The sequence below is a fragment of the Aeromonas sp. 604176 genome (assembly GCF_049170755.1).
In the GTDB taxonomy this organism is placed as follows: domain Bacteria; phylum Pseudomonadota; class Gammaproteobacteria; order Enterobacterales; family Aeromonadaceae; genus Aeromonas; species Aeromonas veronii_A.
The window spans coordinates 1-20,140 of record NZ_JAAKNE010000011.1; the positions used below are offsets into that span (position 1 = coordinate 1).

Genomic DNA, 20,140 nt, shown 5'->3' on the forward strand with positions numbered 1-20,140 from the left:
TATGTCTTCATCAACTTCGAAGGCCATGCGTCACTCCATTAGAATCCCAAGCTAGACAGCAGATCGTCCACATCATCCTGACCATTGACTACATCGGCACGCGCCTCTGGATTCATGATTGGGCCTTCGGCTTCAATCCCGTTCACAGGGAGAGTACGAGTTGAATGCTCAGCTGCAGCCTCACCAAACATAGTCAGCATTTCTATTAATTTTGTTTCAACTTCCTGAACCAGTTTTATGACCTTGCGGATCATCTGGCCTGTCAAATCCTGAAAGTCTTGTGCCATCAGAATTTCTGTCAGCAGTTGTCGTAACTTATCGGCATCTGACTCAGAAGCCTTAATGAAATCATCAAGTTGATGGCATAAGGACTTAAACTGTCCCACGCTCATATCTCTGGACATCAGTGCGTTCCAGTTGGGCATCACCAGCTGGATATTATCATTCAGGCGATCCGCTATTGGCAGACTGGCCTCTACCGCATCCATGGTGCGATTAGCAGCCTTGTCGGTCATATCTATGACGTAATTGAGGCGCTCCCTCGCATCGGGAATGTCATGGGTGGCCAAATCGGGAATTCGGGGGTCGAGACGAAATTCTTGAAGTGAGTTATGCAATTGTCGGGTCAGCTGACCAACTTTTTCAAACAGATCGGCTGCGTTGGGGGCACATACATTGGCAAGCAGTTCATCGGCCAGCTCGAATTCACCTTGCTCCAGATGAGCAACAAGCATCCTTGCCTGGTCGAGCGAAATCATTGCTTTCGTTTTGGCCATCATCCCTGCTGCTCCTTAGCCAAGGCGTTCAAAAATTTTGTCGAGTTTTTCTTTGAGCGTTGCTGCAGTGAAAGGCTTGACGATATAACCGTTAACGCCGGCTTGCGCGGCTTCGATGATCTGCTCGCGTTTGGCTTCTGCCGTCACCATCAGTACCGGCAGATGCTTGAGCTTTTCATCGACACGAATGGCTTTCAGCAGGTCGATACCTTGCATGCCTGGCATGTTCCAGTCGGTAACCACAAACTGGAAATCACCATTTTTCAGCATCGGCAATGCTGTGTTGCCGTCATCCGCTTCATGGGTATTGTTGAACCCAAGGTCGCGAAGCAAGTTCTTGATAATCCGGCGCATCGTTGAAAAATCGTCAACAATGAGGATTTTCATGTTCTTGTCCAAAATTCCCTCCTCAATAGCCACCTCAGTGGCTCACTTACATGATGCTAAAAACGGGTTGTGTCATGCGGATTATGCCTTAGAGTTTCATCTCAGTGTAGCCAGTACAAACACTTATAGATGCCAATCTCTCAAACGAGCGCGTAGTCTGTGCATTGCCTGACTATGTATCTGACTCACGCGCGACTCACTCACATTCAAAACCTCGCCAATTTCACGTAAATTCAGCTCTTCATCGTAGTAAAGAGAGAGAACCAGGGCTTCTCTCTCCGGTAAGCGACCAATTTGCTCCGACAGTTGAATTTGAAATCGTTCTGTGGCCAGTTCATCAAACCCCGAGCCTGACGGAGCTTCATCAGGGTTACCGATCACATCCTCACTGACCCCCAGATCCTCGATACCGATGATCTTGCCACAGGAGACATCCTGCAGCATGACATGATAATCAGCGAGAGAGACCCCCATTTGCGCTGCGACTTCCGCGTCGCGAGCATCCCGTCCATTGGCTTGCTCCACATTTTCGATCGCTTCGGCAATCGCTCTGCTGTTTCGATGCACGGAACGGGGCACCCAGTCACCACGCCGGATCTCATCCAGCATGGCACCACGGATACGAATCCCGGCATAAGTCTCGAAACTGGCCCCCTTGCTACCATCAAAGTTCCGCGACGCTTCGAGAAGCCCAATCATACCTGCCTGGATCAGGTCATCCAGCAAGACACTGCTTGGCAGGCGAGCCAGCAAATGCTGGGCAATCCGCTTGACCAGTGGAGCATGGCGCTCTACCAGCAGATAGGAATCCTGATGACGCAAGTACGCTTGGGCTTTATTCACGGGAACCTTCCTGTGTGGTGGCCTGAGTCTGTAACAGATTCTCCAGGAAAAACTCCAGATGACCGCCAGGCTGGTTGGGTACCGGCCAGCTAGCCGCTTTGTTGGCCAATGCGCGGAAAGCCAAAGCCGCCGGCGACTTGGGAAACGCCTCGACAATCAGTTTCTGCTTGCGTACTGCTGCGCGTAAATTGGTGTCATAAGGCACGCAGGCAACCAGTTCCAGTGACGTATCGAGGAAACGATCCGTTACCCGGGTCAGCTTGGCAAAAAGCTCCTGCCCTTCGCGCAGGCTGCGTACCATGTTTGCCACTACCTTGAAGCGAAATACACCGTGCTCTTTGGAGAGGATCTTGATGAGGGCATAGGCATCGGTAATGGAAGTCGGCTCGTCACACACCACCACCATGATGTCCTGCGCGGCGCGGGTGAAACTCAGCACCATGTCCGAGATCCCCGCCGCCGTATCCACCATCAGAATATCAACCTGGGTCTTCATCTCGCTGAAGGCGCGGATCAGTCCGGCATGTTGTACCGGCGAAAGCTCGACCATAGACTGGGTCCCCGAGGTTGCAGGCACAATCATCATGCCGTACGGTCCCTCAACGATAATGTCGTCGATCGTGCACTCGCCTGCCAGCACGTGAGAGAGATTGCGATGAACCCGCAACCCAAGCATGACGTCAACATTTGCCAGACCAAGGTCAGCATCCAGCACCATCACCCGTTTGCCTTGGGCCGCCATGGCTCCCGCCACGTTCAGGGTCACGTTGGTCTTGCCTACGCCACCTTTACCACCGGAAACGGCGATCACTTTTACTCGATTGTTTTGACGCATTTTGCGCAGACCACTCGCCTGATCCATATACATGTTACTCATAAAACTCCGAATCTTCGGCCTCGCCAAAGCCTGTGCCCCAGAAATAGGGCTCCTCTGTTTCTCGCTCCAGCGAGCCCATGGCCGCTCCGACGAGCTGCGCCGCATTGGCAACCTGAATATCTTCCGGAACCCGCTGCCCATCTGTGATGTAACTGATAGGCAAGGCATTCTGGATACACACGTTAATTACTTCGCCCAGATTCAGACTCTCATCCAACTTTGTAAGTATGCAGCCGCTCAAGGGAATGCGCCGGAAATGGTCAACCGCTTCCTGCATTACCCGACGCTGGGAAGTTGCCGACATCACCAGATAGCTGCGGATCCTCACCTTGGCATTTTTGACCAGGGTATCGAGCTGCTCGGTCAGCCGGATATCCCGTTGCCCCACGCCTGCCGTATCGATCAATACCAGCCGGCGGTGGCGGAACTGATAGAGGGCATTGGCCAGCTCTTCGGCATCACGCACCTGACGTACCGGACAGCCCATGATCCGGCCATAAGTCTGTAATTGCTCATGAGCCCCGATCCGGTAGTTGTCAGTGGTGATAAGGGCCACCTGCTCGGCGCCATACTTCATGGCAAAACGGGCGGCCAATTTGGCGATGGTGGTCGTCTTGCCCACCCCTGTTGGCCCCAGCAGAGCAACCGCGCCCCCCTGACGTAAAATTTCGTCTTCACTGATCTTGAGCTGAGCCGTCAACACTTCAGCCAACTGGGCCATCGCCTGATGGATAGGCATGTCTTCAGGGATCAGCCCCGCCAGTTGATCGGAAAAGGCATCGTCAAAGCCCATCTTCTTGAGCTCTTTGATGAGCAGGGCACGCATCGGCTCGCGTCGTTCAACCTCCTGCCACATCAGACCGGAGATCTGGTGCTCCAGCAGTTTACGGATGCTGGCCATCTCCTTGCGCATCCCCTCCATCTCCTGATCCCGCTGGGCAGGTTGATGGGCCCGTTGGCCGGATACGACACGCGCCTTGGGTTTGGCAGGTTCCGGGACTGTGCCCCACTGTCCCTGCTCGGCCAGCGTTCTGGGCACTGCATTGGCAGCAGCCAGACCAGCCGATTGGGTGTTGCCCATGGGAGCCCCATTGCCAGGCTTCAGTTTCTGCTGACGCGCGAGGAGGGCGGCCAGGGTATCAGCATAATGTTCGTTCTGTTCCTGAACCTTTGCGGGCTCGGGACGGGTCATCTGCCGAGCAGCAGACGAAATATTGACGCTCTCATCGTTCAGCTGACGGCGAACCGGCGCATCTTTGGGGCTCGGAACCTGGGATTGATAATCAACAGCGGCGACTATCTCTACCCCCCCGGTAACCTTCTTGTTGGACATGATGACGGCATCGGGCCCGAGCGTCTCCTTGACCTCGGCCAGAGCCGTTCGCATGTCCTTGGCAAAAAACCGCTTAATCTTCACCCGTCGTCTCCGCTAACTAGTTCTGCCCTACCGCACTGACGATGCGAATCTGCTTGTCGTCCGGCACTTCCTGATAGGACAGCACACGTAATCCAGGAATGGCATTCTTGACAAATTTCGCCAGGGTATTGCGCAGGATCCCCGATGTCAGAAGCACAGCCGGTTGGCCTTCCAATTCTTGTCGTTGAGTGGCTTCCACCAGCGAGCGCTGCATTCGCTCCGCCAGACCCGGCTCAATACCGGCACCATCACCTCCACCCGCCTGCAGGGATTGATGCAATATACGTTCCAATTCAGGTGCCAATGTTATCACCGGTAGCTCTGGGTCTGGGCCGGCAATCTCCTGCACAATCAGACGACGCAGGGCAATCCGGCAAGCCGCGGTGAGCACTTCCGGATCCGGACTGCGCGGCGCGTATTCAACCAGGGTCTGCAGGATAGTGCGCATATCGCGGATTGGCACCCCTTCATTGAGCAAATTCTGCAATACCTTCACAAGGTTACCCATGCTGATCACTTCCGGTACCAACCCTTCGACCAACTTGCTCTGGTGTTTGCCAATCATGTCGAGCAGTTGTTGTACCTCGTCATGGCCGAGCAACAGTGAGGCATGGTTGGTCAAGATCTGACTCAAATGGGTGGCAACTACGGTCGCAGTATCCACCACTGTATACCCCAGGGTCTGCGCCTGTGACACCTGCTCCTTGGCTACCCACACTGCTTCAAGTCCAAACGCGGGATCCCGGGTAGCAATCCCCTGAATTTGGCCGAATACCTGCCCCGGGTTGATGGCCATCTCTTTATCATGGTAGACGCTGGCCTCGCCGGTACTGACTCCCATCAAGGTAATGCGATATTGATTTGGTGCCAGATCCAAGTTGTCGCGGATGTGGACGGCAGGCACCAGAAAGCCCAGTTCTTGCGAGAGTTTCTTGCGCACCCCTTTGATCCGGTTGAGCAGTTCGCCCCCCTGATTGCGATCCACCAGCGGGATTAGCTGGTAACCCACTTCCAGCCCGATGATGTCTACCGGCATCACATCGTCCCAGCTCAACTCTTTCTGTTCATGCGATGGCTGGTCAGTACTGGTCGGCATCAACTCGCCGCTGGCTGCTTTGGCTACCGCCAGCTTCTCGCGGCGCAGCAGCCACCAGGCTCCAGCGGCAGCGATCGCCCCCAGACTCAGGAAGGCGAAGTGCGGCATCCCCGGCACCAGTCCCATCATCAGCAGGATACCGGCAGAGATGATCAAGGCCTTGGGATTATCGAACAGTTGGCCCAATACCGCCGTGCCCATATCCTGATCGGTATTCTGACGGGTCACTATGATGGCGGCGGCGATAGAGAGCAACAGGGAGGGGATCTGCGCCACCAGACCGTCACCTATCGCCAGCAGGGTATAGATCTCGGCAGACTCCCTGAAGGTAAGATGATGCTGCATCATCCCGATGATAAAGCCGCCGATGATGTTGATGAAGAGGATCATGATGCCCGCAATGGCATCCCCTTTGACGAACTTGGAAGCACCATCCATAGAGCCATAGAAGTCCGCTTCCTGGGTCACATCCTGGCGACGCTTCTTCGCCTCTTCCTGGTTGATGAGGCCGGCATTCAAATCGGCATCGATGGCCATCTGTTTGCCCGGCATCGCATCCAGAGTAAAACGGGCGCTCACTTCCGCGATCCGCCCGGCCCCCTTGGTGATAACCACAAAGTTGATGATCATCAGGATAGTAAAGACGATGATGCCGACTGCATAGTTACCGCCGATCACCACATTACCGAATGCCTCGATCACATGGCCTGCCGCTGCACTGCCATTGTGACCTTCCAGCAACACCACCCGGGTCGAGGCCACGTTCAATGCCAGCCGCAGCAAGGTAGCGAGCAGCAGTACGGTCGGGAAAGCAGCAAATTCGAGGGGGCGCCGGGTATAGACGGATACCAGCAGCACCACGATAGAGAGCGCAATGTTGAAGGAGAAGAGCACATCCAGCATCAGTGGCGGGATGGGCAACACCACCATGCCGAGCGCGGCCAATACCAGCAGAGGGGTACCAAGGCCTTTGCTCAATACTCCCCGAGACTGTTTTAACTGGCCCAATACTGCCTTGAATTCCATCGCTCTTCTCAATGTCAACCTGCTGGTGACAGATTAAAGCAAACATCAGGCCAACAATACAAGACATTGAAATGCAATGGATTTATTTTGACTACGTCAGAACTTTGTCATTTGCGATATTCGGTCGGAATGGGGAGATCTTTAGCCAGTGGCTGGGGACGGCGCCCCTGGCCACGGCGGAATTTCTTGAGCTGGAAGACATAGGCCAGAACCTGGGCAACCGCCGCAAACAACCCTTCCGGGATCTCGTGGCCCAACTCGGTAGAGTGGTAGATAGCCCGGGTCAAGGCCGGTGACGGCATGATGGGTATCTCGTATTCTCTAGCTATCTCCCTGATCTTCATTGCAATTTCATCAGTTCCCTTGGCCAAGACCTTGGGCGCAGCACCGGGTTTGCCCGCATCATACTTGAGCGCTACCGAGTAGTGAGTCGGGTTGGTGATCACCACATCAGCCTTGGGTACATCCCCCATCATCCGGCGCATCGCCATCTGCATCTGCAACTGGCGGATCTTGCCCTTTACCTCGGGTTTACCCTCGCTATCCTTGAACTCGTCCTTCACCTCCTGCTTGGTCATCTTGAGCTGACGCATATGGTTCCATTTTTGGAACGGCACATCGATGGCCACAATAGGCAACAGGGCACAGCAAAGAATGATCAGCATCCACAAAAAAAGGTCGAGGGCATCTATAATCCCACCGGGGAATCCCTCCATGGAGAGGTTGAGCAGATGATCAAACTGGCTGGAGAGCATCCACCAGGCAAACAGGGTGATGAACACCACCTTGGCGATGGACTTGACCAGCTCAATCAGTGACTGCACCCCAAACATCCGCTTGAACCCGCTGATGGGGCTCATCTTGCTGAATTTCGGCATCATTGCTTCAGTGGAGAAGTTCATCCCCCCCATCAGGATATTGCCGATAAAAGCTGCAATAGCGACCAGAGCGAATAGCAATCCGAGCGGAAACACCAGTTCCCCCAGCAGCGCCGGCACCATGGCAACCATGGCATTGGGATCGAAAGCCTGCTCTCTGTTCAGCGTGAAGCCCATGGTCACCACCTTGAGCATGGCGTTCGCTAGGTAACCCTTGATAAACAGCAGGCCAAATACGGCTGACAACAGCACACTGGCTGTTCCCAGCTCCTTTGAACGTGCAATCTGCCCTTTTTCACGGGCCTGTTGCAGTCGTTTGCCCGTGGGTTGTTCGGTACGTTCCTGGTCGGTATCAGCCATTGACACCTCCGAAACATTGGGTGTCAATCAGCTCGCAACTGACCTCCTGCACCCGCTCCCACAAGGTGTCGAAATGGCCGAGGAACCCGCCGATCGTAAGCCAGAGGATAAGCAAACCCGACATCATGCTGACGGCAAAACCGATACTGAAAATATTGAGCTGGGGGGCTGCCCGGGTCATCACGCCAAAAGCGAAGTTGATAAGCAACAGCGCCACGATGGCAGAGAGGGCCATCACCAGCGAGGCCTGATACATGACCCCCAGGAACGCGCTCAGGGTTTGCATAGAAGAGAGTGACAGACCGCTATCGGAGATGGGTAGCGTCTCAAAACTGAGGATAACCAGGCGTAGCATCACCAGATGACCATCAAGCGCCAGAAATACCAGAGTCGCCAGCATCAGATAAAACTGACCGACCACAGGGGCCGACTGGCCATTCATCGGATCCACCAGGGTGGCAAAACCCAGACTGGTTTGCATGGCTATCACCTGCCCCGCCATCACGAAGCTTTCCATCAGAAACTGGGTCATCAACCCCAGCGCAATACCGATCAGCAGCTGCTGGCCCAAGACCAGAAAACTGCCGGCAGAGAAGAGCTCCACTGGGGGCATGGGAGGGAGCAGAGGAGCAACCAGAAACGTCACGGCTACCGCCAGCCCCAACCTGATCCGAGCGGCGACCAGCCGGCTGCCAAATACCGCCATCACCATGAAAAGGCTGCTTATTCTAGCCAGTGGCCAGAGAATGGACGACAACCACTCCATGATCAGAGCGGTGGTATAGGTCACCCCACCACCTCGGGAATTTGATTGACCATCAGGATGAAGAAGTCCATCAGACTCTGCATTCCCCAGTGAGCACCAATCCCTAGGGCCAAAAGGGTCACGATGAGACGGGGCAGAAAGCTCAAGGTCTGTTCGTTGATGGAGGTGGCGGCCTGAAAGATGGCTACCACCAACCCGATAGCAAGGCTGGGCAGGATCACGGCGCTGACCATGATATTGACCAGCCAGAGCGCCTCACGAAATACATCGACAAAGGTTTCTGGACTCATGTTCGGGCTCCTTGCATGGGACCGGTTAACCGGCACCCAGTCCGAAACTGTTGGCCAGCGAACCCAGGATCAGGTTCCAGCCATCCACCATCACAAACAGCATCAGTTTGAAAGGCAATGAGACGATCATCGGCGAGAGCATCATCATCCCCATCGCCATCAAGATACTGGCGACCACCAGATCGATGACCAGAAACGGCAAGAACAGCATAAAGCCAATCTGGAAGGCTGTTTTCAGTTCGCTGGTGACAAAGGCCGGGATCAGCACCCGCAGCGGCACATCGGCAGGCTTCTCCACCTGCACGTTGGCGATCTCCATAAAAGTATTGAGATCCTTGATCCGGGTCTGGGCCAGCATGAACTGGTGGATGGGCAATTCAGCCCGTTCCAGCGCCTCCTTGGCCTCAATGGTTTCGGCCAGATAGGGCTGCAGTGCCTCGTCATTTATGCGATCCAGCACAGGCGACATGATGAAGAACGACATGAACAGGGCGATGCCGATCAACACCTGATTGGAGGGGCTCTGTTGCAGACCGATCGCCTGACGCAAGATACCCAACACTATGATGATACGGGTAAACGAGGTCATCATGATGACCATTGCCGGCAGGAATGAAAGTGCCGTCATCAACGCCAGCACCTGCAGGGTCAGGCTGTACTCCTGAGAGCCATCCCCCATGGTCTTGACGGTCACTGCCGACATGCCGTCCTGCGCCAGCGCAGGCCAGGCGCAAAACAGCGAAATCAACAGGCTGGCCAGCAATCCGCTTTGCCACAACAAGCCGTTAGTTTTTTTCATGTTTGCCCATCAACTTACCCAGCTGCTGGGAAAACGCCTGCGGCTGCTGTTCGTCCAGCGGCTCCTCCAGCCGATAGAGAAAGTTGACCTGCTGCGGCGTTACGCCGACCAGCAGCTGCTGCTCACCCACCTTGACCACCAGCAACTTCTCCTTGTAGCCCACAGGCAGCGTAGCAATCACTCTCATCTGCCCGCCCCCCATGGCGGTGGCAATTTTGCTCTTCTTGAGCAAGAAACCCAGCACCAGAATAAGCCCGATCACCATCAGGCTGGAGAGCAGCCAGGAGCTCAGGCTGGGAGGGTTGGCGGCCCCCCCCACCTCGGCAAACACCGGCAATGGCAGCCACAACAGCAGCAGACGCATCATTTGAGTTTCTTAATCCGTTCAATCTGGCTGATGACGTCGGTCAGGCGAATACCGAACTTGTCGTTCACCACCACCACCTCGCCGTGAGCGATCAGGGTACCGTTAACCAGCACGTCGAGGGGCTCGCCCGCCACCCTATCCAGCTCCACGACCGAGCCCTGGTTGAGCTGCAGCAGGTTACGAATGCTAATCTGGCTGCGACCGACCTCCATCGAGATGGTGACCGGAATATCCAGAATGGTGTCAAGCTTGCGCCGCTCCTCGGCACTGATGGGGGCATCGTCCTTGAGCTCTTCCAGCGGGGCCGGTTTGGCTTCCGCCGTCACCTGCTCCTCCAGTGCTGCCGCCCAGGCATCAGCCATCAGATCCTCTTCCTCTGTTCCGCTCATCTTGTTTCCTTATACCACTTCGTGACGATCAATAACTGCAAACCGTCGATTAACGCTGTTGTTCTTCGATGCTGCGCTCAAGCTCTTCAAGCTCGGCCTCACCATCGATACGTACACCACCCCGGGTCACCAGATGCATCTCGGTCTTGACCCCTTCCGGGCGCTTGAGCTTGTCGGTGATCTTGAGTGCCACATTCTCCTTGGTCCGCCCCATCTTGGCATGGAAGGTGGGCAAATCTTCCACGTAGACCAGCAAATGTTCGGGCATGTCGACCGGAATAATATCTCCCGGCTGCAGCTCCATCAGTTCACGCAGAGTGAGTTCGGTCTCCAGCAGTTTGGCCCTCAACTCGACCTTTACATCCATGATCTCGTCACGAAGTGCCTTGCTCCAGCGCACGTCTGTGTCACCCTTGTCACTCTGCACACCGGCATCGAGCAGTTCACGGATCGGCTCCAGCATGGAGTAGGGCATGGCCACGTGGAAATCGCCGCCGCCACCATCGAGTTCGATGTGAAACGAGCTCACCACAATCACTTCGGTCGGGCTGACGATGTTGGCCATCGCCGGGTTCACTTCAGAGTCGAGATACTCGAACCCTACGTCCATCACCGGCGCCCAGGCATCCTTGTAATCCTCAAACACCAGTTTGAGCAGCATCTGGATGATCCGTCGCTCGGTCGGCGTGAACTCGCGCCCCTCAATCTTGGCGTGGTAGCGCCCGTCACCACCGAAGAAGTTCTCCACTAGGATGAAAACCAGTCGTGCCTCCATGGTGATGAGTGCGGTTCCTTTCAATGGCCGGAAACGCACCATATTGAGGCTGGTCGGCACGAACAGGGTGTGAACATACTCACCAAACTTCAGCATCTGCACCCCGTTGATGGAGACCTCGGCGGTACGACGCATCATGTTGAACAGGCTGATCCGCATGTGGCGAGCAAAACGTTCGTTCACCAGCTCCAGGGTCGGCATCCGGCCACGGACGATGCGGTCCTGGGAGGAGAAGTCAAACTGGGCAACGCCGGGGTCTCCGGCGCCGCCTATCTCTTCCTCTTCGACATCATCGACACCGTGCAAGAGGGCATCAATTTCGTCCTGACTTAACAGATCGCTCACGCTTCACCTACTGCATTACAAAGCCGGTAAACAGCACTTGTTCGATAACGGGGGAAGAGACCAGGTCCTTAAGCACCCGACGGCACTCTTCCAGTGAATCCTTGCGCAGCTTCTCCTTGCCTTCAAAGGTCATCAGCTGTTCGGCACTGGCTGCACTGAACACCCGCAGCAAGGTGCCTTCAATCAGGGGTATATTCTGTTTGGCCAGCGTCTCGTCGGCGGTGCCGCGCACCATCAGCTGGATCTTGATCTGCACCAGTCGATCCCGCTGGGCTCCCGCGACGTTGAAGACAAAGGGACGCGGCATCCCGACATAAAGGGATGGCTGGGGTGCTTCCACCTTGGGTTTGGCCTCAGCACCCTCCGCCGCTTCGGCAGGGGGGGTATCCGAGCCGGACAGCATAAGCCAGGCGCCAGCTCCACCACCGCCCAGCAAAATGACCGCCAGGGCAATGATAATAATCAGCTTCTTTTTCTTGCCCGCAGCCGGGTCTTTTAGCGTCAATTCGTTATCGTCAGCCATCCCTTGTCCACCCTAGTCTCAAACTTGTTCGATATCATAAACTTACTCGGGATTGCATCAAGCATAGAAATCTATTCCTGAACCGTTTGTCGATTCCACCGACAAATTGGGGTTGGTCGTAGTGACCTCCCCGTCAAGATGGCTATGACCGGAGTGTCCCTCTCCTGATTGTCCCTGCCCGGCAAACGCCGACTGACCCTGCTGTTGTTGCTGCGGTGACTGTTGTGACTGCTGCTGCACCTGGGTCTGGCCAAGCTGGATCCCCTGCCCCGCCAGCATTTCACGCAGACGGGGCATCGCCTGCTCCAGCATCTCACGGGTCTGTCCGTGCTGGACTACAAAATGGACGCTCGCCTGGCTGGATGCGTCGATCTGGATCTTGATCTTCATCTTGCCAAGGCCGATGGGGTCTAGCTGAAGCTCGGCCTGCTGCAGCTTGTCGGCCAGCATCAGGTTGACCTTCTGGTGCAATTCGGCGGGTGCTTCCTGACTAGACAGTTTCAAATGGGGTAAATTCTGCGGTTCACGGCGCAACGTGCCCTCAGCGGCGGGCGCCCGGCTGTCGGCCACCTGGGGCTGAGGCTGGCTGTTCTGGCCATGCTGTACAGTCTGGCTCTGGCTGCTCTCGCTGCTCGATGTCGTAGCGACAAGACTCTTCTCAGACTCACCGGCCTTCGGTTTTACCTCAAGCGAAACCGCTTTGCGCACCTCGTCGGTGCCCGTCACTTCCATCTGCCTGATCCCGGCTGAAATGCTCGACAGCGGTGCTTGCGGCCCCTGAGATTCGGCCTGCGCCAACACCTGCTGCGGCGCCACCATCACGGGTGCGGCAGCGCTATCGGTCTGAGTCGTCACATTTGGCGTCACGCTGCTCTGGGCTGTGGCACTTTGCACTGTCGTCACTTGCGCCGCACCTGGATTGGAGGATGTGGTTGTCGCTGCCTGCTGTCCCCCCTCGGCGCTACTCTTATCAGCTCCCTTGCCAGCCCCATTAGCGATGCTCTCTACGGCAGTAGAAGTGGTTGAGCTACCCGCATCTGGTTGTTTGCCCCCCTCACCGAATGCCTTGAGCACCGCCCCCTGAGTCGCGGCTTGAGCAGCTTGTCCCTTGCCGGTCACGACGCTGCTGGCAGCGGGGTCGGATTTGCTGTCATCTCCCTCTTTCACTGCGGGTGACTCACCACTATTTGCCGCATTGGCGGACGCCTCAACCGGCAACACCCTGGCCAGTTGGGCCATCCGCTCAGCCCCCGTAAGGGGCTTGGTGAGCTTGCCATCTGCCCCGAGAGTTTCACCCTTGGCAGAGACTTTCTCCCCGGGCTGACCATCTTGGGTGGCGGCGGCATCCTTCCCCTCAGAAGTGTTGGGAGCGGAGGACAGTACGGCGGTCGAGGCGTCGCCCTGCTCAATCACTCCTCCTGCAGAGAGTGAAACCGGAGTTTCAAGGGATGATTTACCAGTCGTAGCCAGAAGCGACTGCGCCCCGGACTGATCGGCAAGTTGGCGTACAGTCCTGACAGTTGCAGGGGACTGCTCGCTTTCATCAAGCGCAATCCCCTCCAGCGCACCCTCTTGCGGCAACGGATTGCCGTCTGCCGCAGTGGCGCTCTGTTGGGCCGCCACCGCCAGTTGGGGTGTCACTAGCGAGGTATCGAGCTTGAGGGAGTCTTGCAGACGGAGCAGAAAGTCGGTGGCAGGGAGCTCCTCCGCCTTGTTGTCGGCGCCAGGCTCCTGCTCCTTGCTGGCCTCCTCTTTGGGAGAGGCGCCCTCGGTCGCCAAAGATTTGGCTGATCGGACATTTTTATCGCCCTGAGTAGCCTCGGCGGCGCCCTGTTCGCTGTTCCGGGCCTTGGCAATCAGAGTGGCGAAATCACCCTTGCTGTCGCGCCCCCCCAGATCGATGCCATTGCTCTCGACTGAGCTGCTCAGAGGCGCTTTGTCCAATCCGTTGGCCGCAGCCGAAGGCGTTTGTGTCAACACTGTCTGCATCATGATGGCATCCCTGAATTCTGGCGGCCCCCTACGAGATGGCCGCCGACAATGTCCAGATCAAAGCAAGTTACAGGCCAGATTGATGAAAACGCCGCAACATGGCGTACTCATCCAGCATCTTCTGCTCCTGACGCAGAGCTTTCTGCTGCTCGCGGCTCGCCTGCTTCTCCAGCAACAGCTCTACCGCCTTGCGTCGCTGCTGGGCAGCCAGCCACTCTCCACGACGTTGCTCCAGCGCCTGACGCACCTGCAGCACCCCTTCGTATTGCTGGGTCGCCGCCTGCTCAAGCTTGTTGATAAAGGCGTGATACTGGCTGTTTTGCTGGGGCGAAATCCCTTGTAAACCGCGATCGGTCCACTGCTGGTGGTAGATCTGGCGGTACTGGTTGAGGGCATTTTGCTGATCCATAAACAGCTTGAGATCCTGCTGCGCCTTCACCAGCGCCAGCGCACACTGCTGCTCTGCCTCAGCCAGCCGCTCTGCCAACAATAGCAACCCTTTACTCATAGTCGCACCCTCTCTTCCCAACCGTCATCAACGCATCAAGGGCATCGCCACCATCTGCAAGGCTTGCAGGCCATCATCGTAGTGAATGACCTCGCGCATCCCCTGCTGCAAGAACTGATCCAGGTAGGGTTTTTGAATGATGGCGCGGTCGATGCGGGGGTCGGAACCCTGACTGTAGGCACCGATGGTGATGAGATCCCGGTTCTGCTGATAGAGGGAGTAAAACTGCTTGAGGGTGCGCGCCAACTCCATGTGCTCAGGTGAAGTGACCATGGGCATGACCCGGCTGATGGATTTCTCGATGTCAATGGCCGGATAGTGGCCCGCATCGGCCAGCTCGCGCGACAGCACTATGTGGCCATCGAGGATCGCCCGCGCCGCATCGGCAATGGGATCTTGCAGGTCATCCCCCTCGGTCAATACGGTGAAGAATGCCGTGATGGAGCCCTGGCCGTCACTGCCGTTGCCTGCCCGCTCCACCAGCGCCGGTAATTTGGCAAATACCGACGGTGGATAGCCCTTGGTCGCTGGCGGCTCGCCCACCGCCAGCGCGATCTCACGCTGGGCCTGAGCGTAACGGGTAAGAGAGTCCATCAAGAGCAGCACATTAAGCCCCTGATCGCGGAAATACTCGGCGATGGCCAGCGCCGTTTCACACCCCTTGAGCCGCATCAGCGGCGAGGCATCGGCGGGAGCCGCTACCACCACGGAGCGGGCACGGCCCTCCTCTCCCAGAATGTCTTCAATAAACTCTTTAACTTCCCGGCCCCGTTCACCGATGAGGCCGACCACCACCACATCCGCCACCGAGCCGCGGGTCATCATGCCCAGCAGCACCGATTTACCGACACCGGAACCGGCAAACAGCCCCATCCGCTGGCCCTGCCCCACCGTCAGCACGGCGTTAATGGCGCGTACCCCGACATCCATCGGTTGATGGATCGGGCGGCGAGAGAGCGGGTTGATGCGGTGCTGGGCAAACTGCACCGTCCGGGACGAGATAATGGGGCCGAGGCCATCAAGCGGCTGGCCGATGCCGTCGATGACCCGACCAAGCAGGTTCATGCCAACAGGAATACCGTGCTCTTCGGTGATGGGCACCACACGGGCACCAGGGATAACCCCCTTGAGCTGTTCACTCGGCATAAGATAGAGGCGATCGCCCGAGAACCCCACCACTTCGGCCTCCAGCGTCCCATCCAGGGTATCGATGCGACACAAGGCTCCGATGGCAGCACGGCAGCCGATGGCTTCGAGGGTCAGCCCCACCACCCGGGTCAATTTGCCGGCAACCGACGGTTTGGGGGCGCTGTCGCGTACCTTGTACCCTTGCAACCGGTTCAGTAGCGAGCCGCTCATCTGGCCTCCTGGAAGCTAAAAAGTGCAGCCGGACGGTAACGTCCGGCATCGGTTATGGGCGTGGATCCTGCGAGGCCGGTTTCTGCGACGCATTGTCCCGCAAGAAGTTGCGCAGCAGCTGATCGATGCGCCCGGAGAGGGTCAGATCGATGCTGGAGAGCTCGGTGACCAGTTGCAGATCGCCGGGGGAGAGGGTGGGATCGCTCTGCAGTCGCCAGTGCCGCTTGGCGCACTCGTCGGCGCCAAATGCCTGCTCGATTCGCGTGATGTCATCGGGATGCAGCATCAGAGTCACCCCCTGCTCGGCGGCAGGCAGCAACGCCAGCCCCTCCTTGAGCGCCTCCAGCAGGATGCGGGGCGAGGTCTCTGCTTCATGGCGAATGAGCGCGCGGGCCAGTTGCATCACCAGCGAGACCAGTTGCTGCTCTACCGCCAGATCCAGCGCGCTCAGGGGATTGGCAAGGCGTGCGGCGAGACCCTGCCAGTGGGCGATCTCCTGCTCCACCAGATCGCGCCCCATGGCCAGCCCCTCCTCGTGCCCCTGTTCGAGACCTGCAGCATGACCCTGTTGCAATCCTTCCAGTTTGCCCTCTTCGAGCCCCTTGGCAAAACCGGCCTCGCGCCCTTCGGTCAGTCCCTCTTCCCAGGCGGCCTGACGGATCGCTTCGAGCTCTTCGGCGGTGATGCTGGGGGTCGGCTCCTGCTCGGGTTCCGGCTCCACCACCTCCTCTTCCTGCTGATACCAGTCAGGTGCAAGACCGAGCGCATTGGTCTCGGCCTCAGCCACCACGTCCATTTCGGGCCAGCCCCAGGCCTCTACCCGGGTCTCTTCCCCTTCAGGCCGCACATAACCACGCAGCTTGTTGTTCATCTATTCGCGCCGCTCCTTGCCAAGACAACATACTGGGCGGCAGACAGGTTACATGAGTTGGCCATGGTTTAGAGGAACTCCTCGCCACCGCCGGAACCCAGCATGATCTCGCCGGCATCCGCCAGACGGCGGGCGATGGAGAGGATCTCCTTCTGGGCAGCCTCCACCTCGGAGACCCGGATCGGCCCCATGGCCTCCAGATCGTCTGCCAGCATTTCTGCCGCCCGTTTCGACATGTTCTTGAAGATCTTCTCGCGCATCTGATCGTCGGACCCCTTGAGGGCGCGCTGCAACAGATCCCCAGGCACTTCCCGCAGCAGAGTCTGGATACCGCGATCGTCCACATCGATGAGGTTTTCGAACACGAACATCAAATCCTGGATCTGCTGGCTCATCTCTTCGTCCGACTCGCGGATGGAGTCCATCAACTGGCCTTCGATATTGGTATCCAGATAGTTCATGATGTTGGCGGCTGCCTTCAGGCCGCCCATCTTGGCTGCCTGGGCACCGGCCGCACCGGCGAACTGTTTCTCCATGATGTCGTTCAACTCTTGCAGTGCCGCCGGTTGTACCTCTTCGAGGTTGGCGATACGCATCACCAGATCGAGGCGCACCTGCTCCGGGAACTGGCTCAGGATCTCGGCGGACTGCTCCGGCTCCAGATAGGAGAGCACTATGGTCTGGATCTGCGGGTGTTCGTTCTGGATGATGCTGGCCACCTGACGGGCATCCATCCACTTGAGCGAATCGAGGCCACGGGCGCCGGAACCGAGAATGATCTGGTCCACCAGGTTGCTCGCCTTGTCCTCGCCAAGGGCCGCCACCAACGCCTTGCGCACAAAGTCTTCACTACCGATACCTATGTTGGTGTACTTCTGGATATCGTCGATGAATTGACGGTGCACCGCCGCCACCCGATCGTGACTGAAATCGGACATGGAGGCCATCGACATACCGAGCCGCTGCACCTGCTTGGGTTCGAGATGGCGGAAGATCTGGGCGGCATCCTCTTCGTTGAGGCTCAACATCAATACAGCCGCCATCTCCATACCGGACATCTGATCCAGCAACTGGCGCTGGCTGTCGGTAATGTCGTTGCCGGTCACCTGGCTTTTAGTTTCTTCAGGCATCTTTGGTTACCCACTCTTTAATGACCTGAGCGGCCAGATCCGGTTCGTTCGCCACCAGCGCACGCACCGCCTTGAGCAAATCTTCGTCACGGTGCAGATCCGGCAGTTTCAGCTGACCATCGCGCACCCCGAATACCTGCTCTCCCTCAACCTGGGCTGCCAGCAAGCTGAGCTCGTCGTCACCCCCCAATACGGTGTGGTTGTCAAAGTCCACTTCCCCTTCCGGCTTGGCATCCGGATAGAGCAACCGCTTGAGCATGGGGCGAACCACGGTGACGATCAAGACAATAATCACCAGTACCGAGGCGGCAATCCGTACCGCACGCCAGAACCAGGGCTGATCGTAGAGCGGCACCTCGGCCACGGTATCAAGCTCGGGACGATTGAACGGAATGGCGACCACCTCGAGGGTATCACCACGGGTCACATCAAAGCCAAGGCCACCGCTCAGCAAACGGCGCAGGGTATCGAGTTCCGCCTGGGTGCGCGCTTCGCGGGTCACAGCCCCGTCGGCACCGGGCACCGCCTTGTAATCCACCGCGACCGAGACGGTCATGCGGCGAATGCCCCCCATCTGACGCCGGGTATGGCTGACGGTGGTATCCAGTTCGAAGTTGCGGGTCGCCTCTTTGCGAGAACGCCCCGAGGCAGCAGCGCTGGCCCCATCACCGCCAGTGGCCTGTTCAGGAATATTGGACGCGGCAGGGGGCTGGTTGCTGAGAGCCCCCGGCACTCCGCCATTGCTGCCGCCGGAGCTGTTCTCTTCCAACGTCATCTCGGAGCGCACTGCAGGCAGATCCGGGTTGTAGGTTTTGCGGGTCTGCTCCTGCTGGGAGAAGTCGAGGGAGAGATCCACTTCCGCCGTATAATTGTCGGCGCCAAGCACCGGGATCAGAATGGCGTCAATTTTTTGCTTGTACTCCAGCTCCTGCTTCTGTTGCATCGCAAATTCCTTGCGCGTCTGGGCAGAGACGGGATCCTGGGAGCCGGAATTAAGCAGGCGGCCATTCTGGTCGGTGACGGTGACACGAGTCGGCTCTAGGCCATGTACCGCAGAGGCCACCATATCGACGATGGAGTCCACCTCCCCCTGCCCCAGTGCCGCCCCTTTCAGGTTGAGTACCACGGTAGCACTGGGCTTGCGCTCGTTGCGGGCAAAGACGTTATCTTTGGGGATGGCCAGCAGCACCTGGGCCTTGGCCACATTCTGGAACTGTTCAATGGCGCTCGCCAACTGGCGCTCGCGACTCAACTTGAGGCGCTCGGCCTCCATCCGCTGGCTGACACCGAAACTGGAGTCCTTGAGCAGAATATCCTCTCCACCATTGGCTACATCGGCCGCATTGGTGAGGCCGGCCCGGGTCAGTGCCAACCGGATACTGGCAAAGTTCTCGGCACTGACCAGCACGCTCTTGCCATCGACCTCATAGGGGATCTTCTGCTGATCGAGAAAGTCGAGGGTCTTGACCAGCTCCTGAGTGGTATAGGTGCCAAGAGGGCGCATATCCGGCTCCTTGCCCCACAGCAGGATGAAGACGGCGATGGCCAGGCAGATGGCAAGCCCCAGGATCAGAGTGATCTGGCGCAGTACATCGGTATTGGACAAGAATCCCAGTGCCGAGCTCTTCTGCTCGTTGGCATCGAGGGCGGCGGTGCCCTCATCGTTTATCAGCAGATCGCCATTTTGGTCAGTAGCCACGATTTATGTCCTTATTGCTGACATGTCATGATGCACGGTCATCGCTCAGACCGGCATATTCATGATGGTTTTGTAGGCATCAACCATCTTGTTGCGCACTTGCACCGTCGCCTCAAAGGCGATGGAGGATTTTTGGCCCGCGATCATCACCTCGGCCAGATCCACCGACTTGTCGCCCATATCGAAACGGGTGCGCAGATCATTGGCTGCGCCCTGCAACTCGTTGACGTTACCGAGCGCCTGCTGCAACAGCAGGCCAAAATCGGAGGTCACCTGACGGCCAGGCTGTGACAGCGGGGTTGCACCGGCCTCTACCTTGAGAGCCTGCATCTCTTGCATCAGGCTGCTTGCACTAATTTCCATTTTCTGTCCCCAGACAAATCATTGACGCTGACGGACCAAAAGCAATAAAAGTGCCAATTAGGTAAAAACGTTCTCAAGCCGCAGAAATGGAGGGGAAAAAGAGATGATGAGGGGGATCGGGGAATAGGCCGCTTCACGCACGGCACGGCTCCGTAACCGGCCACACCGTAGAACCGTGATGTTTGTCGAGCCACTTGACCAGTGGTTTGTTGTGAAGATTAACCACTCGACGGGCTATCAGTCCGGGGGGATGGCGCGTGCAGAGCCGGCTATCGGGCTCTGCACGCTTGCGGGTGCGGACTGA

At 57.4% G+C, this 20,140-nt stretch carries 21 protein-coding genes; all 21 read right to left on the bottom strand.

Annotated elements, in window-relative coordinates; all coding sequences use genetic code 11:
- Positions 1 to 38: 38 nt before the first annotated feature.
- The 21 genes from G5358_RS03300 to fliE all read right to left on the bottom strand — a co-directional run bounded on the left by G5358_RS03300 (position 39) and on the right by fliE (position 19,836).
- Positions 39 to 779 (bottom strand): protein phosphatase CheZ, encoded by a 741-nt coding sequence (locus G5358_RS03300; protein ID WP_216951803.1) that lies wholly within the window; start codon positions 777 to 779, stop codon positions 39 to 41.
- 12 nt (positions 780 to 791) lie between these two features.
- On the bottom strand, positions 792 to 1,175 hold the full coding sequence (cheY, locus tag G5358_RS03305; protein ID WP_041234108.1) for a chemotaxis response regulator CheY: 384 nt from the start codon (positions 1,173 to 1,175) through the stop codon (positions 792 to 794).
- Between the two features lie 111 nt (positions 1,176 to 1,286).
- Positions 1,287 to 2,006 carry an RNA polymerase sigma factor FliA gene (locus G5358_RS03310; protein WP_216951804.1) on the bottom strand — a complete coding sequence of 240 codons (720 nt, stop codon included), beginning with the start codon at positions 2,004 to 2,006 and terminating at the stop codon, positions 1,287 to 1,289.
- On the bottom strand, positions 1,999 to 2,841 hold the full coding sequence (locus tag G5358_RS03315) for a MinD/ParA family protein (RefSeq protein WP_408082997.1): 843 nt from the start codon (positions 2,839 to 2,841) through the stop codon (positions 1,999 to 2,001). Before G5358_RS03315 ends, G5358_RS03310 begins: the two co-directional genes overlap by 8 nt.
- A 34-nt stretch (positions 2,842 to 2,875) precedes the next feature.
- Positions 2,876 to 4,300, bottom strand: a complete 1,425-nt coding sequence (gene flhF, locus G5358_RS03320; RefSeq protein ID WP_216951805.1) for a flagellar biosynthesis protein FlhF — start codon at positions 4,298 to 4,300, stop codon at positions 2,876 to 2,878.
- A gap of 16 nt (positions 4,301 to 4,316) precedes the next feature.
- Complete coding sequence (gene flhA / locus G5358_RS03325; RefSeq protein ID WP_216951806.1) at positions 4,317 to 6,422, bottom strand: flagellar biosynthesis protein FlhA; 2,106 nt, start codon at positions 6,420 to 6,422, stop codon at positions 4,317 to 4,319.
- 107 nt (positions 6,423 to 6,529) lie between these two features.
- On the bottom strand, positions 6,530 to 7,660 hold the full coding sequence (flhB, locus tag G5358_RS03330; RefSeq protein WP_216951807.1) for a flagellar biosynthesis protein FlhB: 1,131 nt from the start codon (positions 7,658 to 7,660) through the stop codon (positions 6,530 to 6,532).
- Positions 7,653 to 8,450 carry a flagellar biosynthetic protein FliR gene (fliR, locus tag G5358_RS03335; RefSeq protein ID WP_216951808.1) on the bottom strand — a complete coding sequence of 266 codons (798 nt, stop codon included), beginning with the start codon at positions 8,448 to 8,450 and terminating at the stop codon, positions 7,653 to 7,655. Before fliR ends, flhB begins: the two co-directional genes overlap by 8 nt.
- Positions 8,447 to 8,716: a flagellar biosynthesis protein FliQ gene (gene fliQ, locus G5358_RS03340; RefSeq protein ID WP_005334727.1), complete on the bottom strand. Its 270-nt coding sequence runs from the start codon at positions 8,714 to 8,716 to the stop codon at positions 8,447 to 8,449. The genes fliR and fliQ overlap by 4 nt, the downstream gene beginning before the upstream one ends.
- 25 nt (positions 8,717 to 8,741) lie before the next feature.
- Positions 8,742 to 9,515 carry a flagellar type III secretion system pore protein FliP gene (gene fliP / locus G5358_RS03345; protein WP_216951809.1) on the bottom strand — a complete coding sequence of 258 codons (774 nt, stop codon included), beginning with the start codon at positions 9,513 to 9,515 and terminating at the stop codon, positions 8,742 to 8,744.
- Positions 9,502 to 9,882, bottom strand: a complete 381-nt coding sequence (gene fliO / locus G5358_RS03350; protein WP_216951810.1) for a flagellar biosynthetic protein FliO — start codon at positions 9,880 to 9,882, stop codon at positions 9,502 to 9,504. Before fliO ends, fliP begins: the two co-directional genes overlap by 14 nt.
- Positions 9,879 to 10,271, bottom strand: a complete 393-nt coding sequence (fliN, locus tag G5358_RS03355; protein WP_005343964.1) for a flagellar motor switch protein FliN — start codon at positions 10,269 to 10,271, stop codon at positions 9,879 to 9,881. The genes fliO and fliN overlap by 4 nt, the downstream gene beginning before the upstream one ends.
- A 49-nt stretch (positions 10,272 to 10,320) precedes the next feature.
- Entirely contained in the window at positions 10,321 to 11,391 is a 1,071-nt protein-coding gene (gene fliM / locus G5358_RS03360) for a flagellar motor switch protein FliM (RefSeq protein ID WP_005343961.1), read from the bottom strand.
- 7 nt (positions 11,392 to 11,398) lie between these two features.
- Entirely contained in the window at positions 11,399 to 11,914 is a 516-nt protein-coding gene (gene fliL / locus G5358_RS03365) for a flagellar basal body-associated protein FliL (protein WP_227341088.1), read from the bottom strand.
- Between the two features lie 57 nt (positions 11,915 to 11,971).
- On the bottom strand, positions 11,972 to 13,906 hold the full coding sequence (locus G5358_RS03370) for a flagellar hook-length control protein FliK (RefSeq protein ID WP_421222781.1): 1,935 nt from the start codon (positions 13,904 to 13,906) through the stop codon (positions 11,972 to 11,974).
- A gap of 67 nt (positions 13,907 to 13,973) precedes the next feature.
- Positions 13,974 to 14,414 carry a flagellar export protein FliJ gene (fliJ, locus tag G5358_RS03375; RefSeq protein ID WP_216951813.1) on the bottom strand — a complete coding sequence of 147 codons (441 nt, stop codon included), beginning with the start codon at positions 14,412 to 14,414 and terminating at the stop codon, positions 13,974 to 13,976.
- Positions 14,415 to 14,441: 27 nt separating this feature from the next.
- Entirely contained in the window at positions 14,442 to 15,773 is a 1,332-nt protein-coding gene (fliI, locus tag G5358_RS03380; RefSeq protein ID WP_216951814.1) for a flagellar protein export ATPase FliI, read from the bottom strand.
- A gap of 52 nt (positions 15,774 to 15,825) precedes the next feature.
- Positions 15,826 to 16,644, bottom strand: a complete 819-nt coding sequence (gene fliH / locus G5358_RS03385) for a flagellar assembly protein FliH (protein WP_421323611.1) — start codon at positions 16,642 to 16,644, stop codon at positions 15,826 to 15,828.
- Between the two features lie 68 nt (positions 16,645 to 16,712).
- Positions 16,713 to 17,774 (bottom strand): flagellar motor switch protein FliG, encoded by a 1,062-nt coding sequence (fliG, locus tag G5358_RS03390; protein ID WP_216951816.1) that lies wholly within the window; start codon positions 17,772 to 17,774, stop codon positions 16,713 to 16,715.
- On the bottom strand, positions 17,767 to 19,473 hold the full coding sequence (gene fliF, locus G5358_RS03395) for a flagellar basal-body MS-ring/collar protein FliF (protein ID WP_266134068.1): 1,707 nt from the start codon (positions 19,471 to 19,473) through the stop codon (positions 17,767 to 17,769). The genes fliG and fliF overlap by 8 nt, the downstream gene beginning before the upstream one ends.
- A 45-nt stretch (positions 19,474 to 19,518) precedes the next feature.
- Positions 19,519 to 19,836 (bottom strand): flagellar hook-basal body complex protein FliE, encoded by a 318-nt coding sequence (gene fliE / locus G5358_RS03400; protein WP_042011636.1) that lies wholly within the window; start codon positions 19,834 to 19,836, stop codon positions 19,519 to 19,521.
- Between the last annotated feature and the right edge of the window lie 304 nt (positions 19,837 to 20,140).